Below are 4,927 nucleotides of genomic sequence, written 5' to 3'. Positions count from 1 at the left end.
GGCGGGGCTCTCCGCGCAGAGGTCGGCGGGCCGCCACTCAGGCTTCGAGCCCTTGTCGATGATGGCGGCGCGGATGCCTTCGTAAAAGTCATGGCCAGCCAGCATGCGGTTGAGGATGCGGAACTCCATCTTCATGCACTCGTCCATCGACAGCGTCAGTCCGGCGCTGATCTCGCGCCAGGCGACGTTGAGGCTGGTCGGCGAGCGCGCCTTGATCGTCGCCAGGGTCTTTGCCGCGAAAGCATCGGTGGCGGCAGCCTCCTCGAGGCTGGCGATGATGCCGGCGAGCGAGGCTTGCGAGAAATGGCGCGCGATGGCTTCCAGATCCTGCCGCTCGGTCTCCCGCTTCGCCGGACTGAAGAAGCCGCGCAATTCCTCACCCGGATCGCCTGATACGGCCAACTCGTCGAGCAAGCCTGCCTGGTCCTCGGCCTTGATGGTGTGGGTGGCGAGGCCCGACCACAGTGCATCGCCATAGCGGATGCGATTTCCCGTCAGCCCCAGATACATGCCGAAACTGCCGCCGAGATCCGGCAACAGATGGCTGGCGCCGACGTCGGGGAAGAAGCCGATGCCGACCTCGGGCATGGCGAACTGCGCGTTCTCGGTCAGCACGCGATGCGAGCCGTGGAAGGAGATGCCGACGCCGCCGCCCATGACGATGCCGTCGATCAGCGCTACATAGGGTTTCCTGAAGCGCGCGATGCGGGCGTTGAGCCGGTATTCGTCGGCGAAGAAGTCGACGGGCGGCTTGCCGGCGCGGCCGGCCTCGTAGATGTGCAGGATGTCGCCGCCGGCGGAGAACGCCCTGCCCTCGGCCTTGACGACGACGAGGCTCACGCCGGCATCGCCCTCCCAGGCATCGAGCGCCTTGCCGAGCGCCTTCACCATGCGGTGGGTGACGGCATTGAGCGCCTGCGGCCGCGTCAGCGTGACGACGCCCGCCTTGCCCAAACGCTCGAAGCGAATTTCGTCGCCTCCGCCAAAATCCATCGTGAGAGAATCCTCCCCCGCGCCTGCGGGAGGAGAACTGCTAAGCGGCGACCGGGCGAACGTCAATTGTCGAGAGCCCGGGCCGGACGCGTTTCTCGTGGCGAGCGCGCTACCAGACGAACGGGATGAGCGCGTTCGTGCGGCGCGCATAGCCGGGGAATTCATCGGGAAACTGCCGCGCCAGAAGCCGGTCCTCGGCGCCAACGCGCCAGATGAAGATCGCCCCCAAGAGGAGGAGCAGAAAGACGAAAGGGCCGCCCACCACGATCGCCGAGCCGATGCATGCGAGCAGGCCGCCTGTGTACATGGGATGGCGCAGGCGGCGGTATGGGCCGGACGTCACCAGTTCGTGGTCCTGCTTGGCCGAGATGGTCTGGCTCCAGTTGCGACCGAGGGTTTGCCGCGCCCAGACCAACAGAAACATGCCGGCGACGGCCAGGACGACACCGACGCTGCTCAGGACGGCGTTGACGGGCGCGAAGTTGACGAAGGCGAACAATTGGACGCGCGGCAGCAGGAAGGCCGCGATCATGGCAAACATCAGTCCGAAACTCTGCAGCAGATGCGGCTCGGTATCCCGTTTCACGCCAATCGCCTGAACGGTCAGATAGACAATCAGCAGCATCCAGGCAGCGTAGATGAACCAGATGAAGATCATGCCTCACTCCACTCCCCGGTTAGCCGGCAATCGTCTTGGCCGTCGTCCGCGCCCGGTGCTAGAAATGGCCATCCTGAACCGGACGACAAGACATGCCCGGATTTTCTCACCCAGCGGCGACGGCGATCGGCCTGATCGCCATTTGCCTGATGTCTTGCCCCGCCGACGCCGCGACGGCGGACGAACTCTACCAGGCGCAGACGATCGTCACCGGCACCGGCGAGCCGAACCGCGAGATCGGCTTCAAGGATTGCCTGGACAAGGTGCTGGTCAGGGTGTCCGGCGACCAGCGGCTGACGCAGAAGGCGGAGATGCTGGCGCTGCGCGACAAGGCAGCCGACTTCGTCCAATCCTTCCGCTACCACGACCGGCTGGAAGGCATTCCCATCCATGACGAGCAAGGCACGCATGACCGGCCGCACGACCTTACCTGCCTCTACAAGCCCGCGGTGGTCGACAAGCTCCTGGCGCAGCTCGGCAGCAGGCCGTGGCGCGGCGAGCGGCCGCTGATCGCCGTTTTCCTCACGACCGAACAAGGCATGAAGCATTTCGTGCTGACGGCCGACGAGGGTCGCGGCGGGGCCATGCGCGAATCCTTCGTCAACGCCACGGCGCCATTGCTGATGCATGCCAGTTTTCCGAAATCCGGGCAGCTTGCCGGGCTCGACGACAAGGCGTTGCGCAATGCCGACATGGCAAGACTCGACCGGCTCGCGAAAAAAGCGGGAGCAGTCCAGGCGCTCGCCGGGAGCATCGTATGGAGCGACAAGGAACTCGGCTGGATCGCCGACTGGCGGCTGTCAGATCGCGGTAAGACGTATCGATGGCAGGTGCGCGGCGTCAGCTTCGACGAGGCGTTTCGCGTGGCGATAAAGGGCGCGGCGCAGATTTTGTCGGGGAATGGGCAGCCGTGATGCACAGTTTCCTCGCCCCCACGAAAGTGGGAGAGGTGGCTCGGCGAAGCCGAGGAGAGGGGGAGCGCCCTACGAAGGCCCCTCTCCGGCCGCTTCGCGGCCACCTCTCCCCCGCTTTGCGGGGGCGAGGAACCCGAGCTTCGGTCCTTGGCACAATCGTGTCGCATTGGTCAGCGGCAGGGGCGCGTGGTAAAAGCCGGGTCGACAAGAGAGATTTGGCGATGAACAGATTCACCCCCGCAAAGCCTGCCGGCGCACGCAACGTCGACGAGATCACCGGCAGCCGGCGGCTCAGGCGCATGCGCAAGGCCGACTGGTCGCGCCGTCTGGTGCAGGAGAACCAGCTCTCGGTGAACGACCTGATCTGGCCGATCTTCGTGATCGACGGCAAGAACACGCGCGAGCCGATCGCCGCCATGCCGGACGTCTATCGCCTGACCATCGATCTCGCGGTGAAGGAAGCGGAGCGCGCCGCAAAGCTCGGCATCCCTGCGATCGCCACTTTCCCAAATGTCGAGCTTGCGCTGCGCGACCAGACGGGCTCGCACATCCTCGACCCCGAAAACGTCATCAACCGCGCCACGCGCGCGATCAAGCAGGCGGTGCCGGAGATCGGCATCATCACCGACGCGGCGCTCGACCCGTTCACCAGCCATGGCCATGACGGCATTCTGCGTGACGGCATCATCGTCAACGACGAAACGGTGGAACAGGTCGCCGCCGCGGCGGTCATCCAGGCGGCCGCCGGCGCCGACATCATCGCGCCGTCCGACATGATGGATGGCCGCATCGGCGCCATCCGTGACGCGCTCGATGCAAACGGCTTCCAGGACGTGGCGATCATGTCCTACGCGACGAAATTCGCCTCCGCCTTCTACGGTCCCTATCGCGAGGCGGTCGGCACCGCCGGTCTGCTCAAGGGCGACAAGAAGACCTACTATATCGACCACGCCAATTCCGACGAGGCGGTGCGCGAGGCCGAGCAGGATCTCGCCGAAGGCGCCGACATGCTGATGGTGAAGCCGGGGCTGCCCTATCTCGACATCATCCGCCGGCTGAAGGACGAGCTCCAGATGCCGACCTTCGCCTATCAGGTGTCGGGCGAATATTCGATGATCAAGGCGGCCAGCGCCAACGGCTGGATCGATGGCGAAAAGGCGATGCTGGAATCGCTTCTCGCTCTAAAGCGCGCCGGTTGCGACGGAATCCTCACCTATTTCGCGCCGACCGTGGCGGAGATGCTGAAGGGCTGAGTTCCCTTCCCAATCGCCTTCCAAGTCCTGCCGCATGATCGGGACGCCCACTCGGGCGGGACGATTTGCGCGCCCAGAAAAATACCGCTTGCATTTCGAAATCAGTTAAGTTACTCCACAACTGCTTGCAAATTACAACCGGTTTTTAGGAGGCAATGATGTCCAAGCTGCGTGTCAACGCTTTCACCTTGTCACTCGATGGTTACGGCGCCGGTCCCGACCAAACTCTCGAAAACCCGCTCGGCGTCGGAGGCGAAGCCCTCCATAAATGGATGATAGGCACCCGCAGTTTCCACCAGATGGTCGGCAAGGACGGCGGCACCACCGACATCGATGACAGCTTCACCGTGCGCAGCTTCGAGAATGTCGGCGCCTGGATCCTCGGCCGCAACATGTTCGGGCCGATCCGCGGCGAATGGCCGGACGAGAGCTGGAAAGGCTGGTGGGGCGACAATCCGCCCTATCACGTGCCGGTCTTCGTGCTCACCCACCACAAGCGAGCGCCGATCGTCATGGAAGGCGGCACGACGTTTTACTTCGTCACCGACGGCATCCATTCAGCGCTCGAGCAGGCGAAGGCGGCGGCCAACGGCAAGGACGTGCGGGTCGGCGGTGGCGTTTCGACCGTCCGGCAATATCTGAAGGAAAGCCTGATCGACGAGATGCATCTGGCGATCTCGCCGATGCTGCTCGGCTCCGGCGAGCATCTTTTCGCCGGCCTCGACATGCTGAAGCTTGGCTACCGCTGCACCAGCCAGGTCGCGACGGCCGATGCCACGCATGTGATGATCGGGCGGGCTTAGCGCCTCTCCTTCTCCCCTTGTGGGAGAAGGTGGCCGAGCGAAGCTCGGCCGGATGAGGGGTGTTGGACGGATCACCTGCGCTGAAGATATAAACGCCTCAAAACGTTTAATTTTTCGAAGCCTCATTTCTTCCAACACCCCTCATCCGTCGCCTTCGGCGACACCTTCTCCCACAAGGGTGTTTGGACCGGGGACATCGCGAACAGGTGTGCGAAGACATCGCGAACAGTTTTGCGCGTTTTGCGCGAGGGGGTTCGGGATGCCATTCGAGGCCAGAAGCGTGATGAGCCAGAAAGAAGAGTTCGT

Annotated in this window: 5 protein-coding genes; 3 read left to right on the top strand and 2 right to left on the bottom strand. The window is 63.9% G+C overall.

The window, feature by feature from the left end:
• Positions 1–993, bottom strand: a 993-nt coding sequence (locus EOA38_RS28015; protein ID WP_127300746.1) for a 3-hydroxyisobutyryl-CoA hydrolase, incomplete at its 3' end; no start/stop codon positions are given.
• Positions 994–1,102: 109 nt separating this feature from the next.
• Positions 1,103–1,651, bottom strand: a complete 549-nt coding sequence (locus tag EOA38_RS28010) for an isoprenylcysteine carboxylmethyltransferase family protein (protein WP_127300745.1) — start codon at positions 1,649–1,651, stop codon at positions 1,103–1,105.
• Between the two features lie 92 nt (positions 1,652–1,743).
• Here EOA38_RS28010 and EOA38_RS28005 point away from each other — a divergent pair, with 92 nt between their 5' ends.
• The 3 genes from EOA38_RS28005 to EOA38_RS27995 all read left to right on the top strand — a co-directional run bounded on the left by EOA38_RS28005 (position 1,744) and on the right by EOA38_RS27995 (position 4,621).
• Positions 1,744–2,565, top strand: a complete 822-nt coding sequence (locus EOA38_RS28005; RefSeq protein ID WP_127300744.1) for a DUF2066 domain-containing protein — start codon at positions 1,744–1,746, stop codon at positions 2,563–2,565.
• Between the two features lie 221 nt (positions 2,566–2,786).
• Complete coding sequence (hemB, locus tag EOA38_RS28000) at positions 2,787–3,818, top strand: porphobilinogen synthase (protein WP_127300743.1); 1,032 nt, start codon at positions 2,787–2,789, stop codon at positions 3,816–3,818.
• A gap of 158 nt (positions 3,819–3,976) precedes the next feature.
• Complete coding sequence (locus tag EOA38_RS27995; protein ID WP_126094243.1) at positions 3,977–4,621, top strand: dihydrofolate reductase family protein; 645 nt, start codon at positions 3,977–3,979, stop codon at positions 4,619–4,621.
• Positions 4,622–4,927 lie beyond the last annotated feature (306 nt).

This window comes from Mesorhizobium sp. M1E.F.Ca.ET.041.01.1.1 (assembly GCF_003997355.1).
Taxonomy (GTDB): Bacteria; Pseudomonadota; Alphaproteobacteria; order Rhizobiales; family Rhizobiaceae; genus Mesorhizobium.
The sequence above is the reverse complement of the archived record's forward strand: the minus strand, read 5'-3'. Positions and strand labels throughout refer to the sequence as shown.

Bases quoted from the DNA above. Each gene is read 5' to 3' on its own strand.
- EOA38_RS28010 (WP_127300745.1), bottom strand. From the start codon at position 1,651: ATGATCTTCATCTGGTTCATCTACGCTGCCTGGATGCTGCTGATTGTC.
- EOA38_RS28005 (WP_127300744.1), top strand. From the start codon at position 1,744: ATGCCCGGATTTTCTCACCCAGCGGCGACGGCGATCGGCCTGATCGCC.
- hemB (WP_127300743.1), top strand. From the start codon at position 2,787: ATGAACAGATTCACCCCCGCAAAGCCTGCCGGCGCACGCAACGTCGAC.
- EOA38_RS27995 (WP_126094243.1), top strand. From the start codon at position 3,977: ATGTCCAAGCTGCGTGTCAACGCTTTCACCTTGTCACTCGATGGTTAC.